Genomic DNA, 1,690 nt, shown 5'->3' on the forward strand with positions numbered 1-1,690 from the left:
GTAAGTACAATAGCGAGTATGCCGCAAAGAAGTGAGACAATACCAAAAGTCTTTTTGTTTTCCATAAAATGATACCTCCAATTATTTTATATGCTGCACAGATAACCTTTCGATTATTTGTGAGTATAACGTGGTGTTGTATATCTTTATATCAGGTCGCTTAATATTTCACGCATCGCATCACAAACACCGTTGAAATATGCCGGGCCGCCGGAAATAGCATCTTTGAAGCCACCTTCTTTGAATGCTTTTTTGTACTCCGCACTGGCCTTGATGTCGACGCCAGGCCCGCCACCCACGCTAACAGATGTTGAATTGCTTATTTTCCTGACAGTCACTACATTATCCTTGATTGTCACCTTTGGCTGCACCTGCATATAGACGTCAAACAGGATGGATTTGCCCATCAGTCCTTTTTTGAGCTGAAATGTTCCCGGCAACTCCGCGTTCCAGCGTTGCTTCATCAGATCGTACAATTCCTCCAGCGTCATGGGCTCTTTCAAAGTAAACTTTTCCACAGCCTTCTGCATTGCTTTCAAATCCATAATTCGTTTCTCCTTTTTCATTTATATATTGTCTGCCGACAAAGTGATTACCCACCGTTTTGCGTCATGGATTCCAGCTTTGAAATCAAATATTTCCGGCTGGAGTCATAAAACACAAAGTCGTCCACCCTGCCCGCCTGTACGGCAGTAACCGTAGAGTTGCAGGCCTCCTTGTTTCCTTCCGGACACAAGACAAGTATTTTAACTCCGAAGCATGCTTCTTTCAGTCTGTCACACAACGCAATGCACTTTTCTATAGTCCATTCACCTGAGTTGGATAACTCCAAGACAGCTACCGCGGGCTGAATGGTTCTTGCTGCCGAGACGGCGTTATTATATTCATATTCCGTATGAAGCTGAAACTGCGGCGAGTCTTTCATTGTCTTGATCAGCGTGTCGCCTAAGATCCTGCGGTTTAGGATCAACAGAACAGAACTCATAGTATCGCCATCCTTTCTAACAGGTGTGAACCTGCGAACAAGTTCGCGAATCAATAAAGTGGTTCGCAAATTTTTTATGCCCGCGCCCAAACGGTATCTGTCTAAAGAATAAGGAATCGGCCGTGTTTTTCATACTATCCCAAGGATAGTTTTTTGCACTGCAAGGAGTATTTTTGGAAAAACCATACTTGGGATAGGAACCCGTGCTGCATAGGGATTTTCTGTCTGCAACAACAGAAAAAACAGTTTTGATGAAGCGGGCAACCTGAATGGTATCCGTCAGTTCTGACAGGCTCTTAACTTGAATTATCATGGCAAACGCCTTATAATGAAGCAATAAACAGCTTGAATAACCACATGATAAAAATACATAAACAATCTATCTGAAAGAGGGATACGTGTTGAAAAAAATTGTTGCCGTTGCATTGTGCTTTTGTATGCTTTCCGCTGTGCTGATCGGGTGTGGGAAACAACAATTGCTGGACCCCGGTAATCCGACAGAGCTGACTATGTGGCACGTTTTTGGCAGCCAGACTGAATCCCCCATGAACACTATGGTGGACGAGTTCAATAAAACTGTGGGAAAAGAACAGGGCGTCATAATCAATGTGACCTCCATCTCCAACTCGAGCGATATTCATGACGACCTGATTGCCGCCGCAGAGGGGGACGCAGGCGCGGGAGCTATGCCCGACCTGTTTTTCT

At 44.4% G+C, this 1,690-nt stretch carries 2 protein-coding genes and 1 pseudogene; 1 reads left to right on the plus strand and 2 read right to left on the minus strand.

From position 1 onward, the window contains the following. Positions 1-146 precede the first annotated feature (146 nt). Positions 147-545 (minus strand): hypothetical protein, encoded by a 399-nt coding sequence (locus VB081_RS08885; protein WP_323400470.1) that lies wholly within the window; start codon positions 543-545, stop codon positions 147-149. Between the two features lie 47 nt (positions 546-592). Next, positions 593-985, minus strand: coding sequence for a hypothetical protein (locus VB081_RS08890; RefSeq protein WP_323400471.1), 393 nt, complete (start codon positions 983-985; stop codon positions 593-595). Between the two features lie 401 nt (positions 986-1,386). Here VB081_RS08890 and VB081_RS08895 point away from each other — a divergent pair. After that, positions 1,387-1,690 (plus strand): annotated as a pseudogene (locus tag VB081_RS08895) (hypothetical protein); the annotation flags it as partial.

Source organism: Christensenella sp. (genome assembly GCF_034927525.1).
Classification (GTDB): Bacteria; Bacillota; Clostridia; order Christensenellales; family Christensenellaceae; genus Christensenella.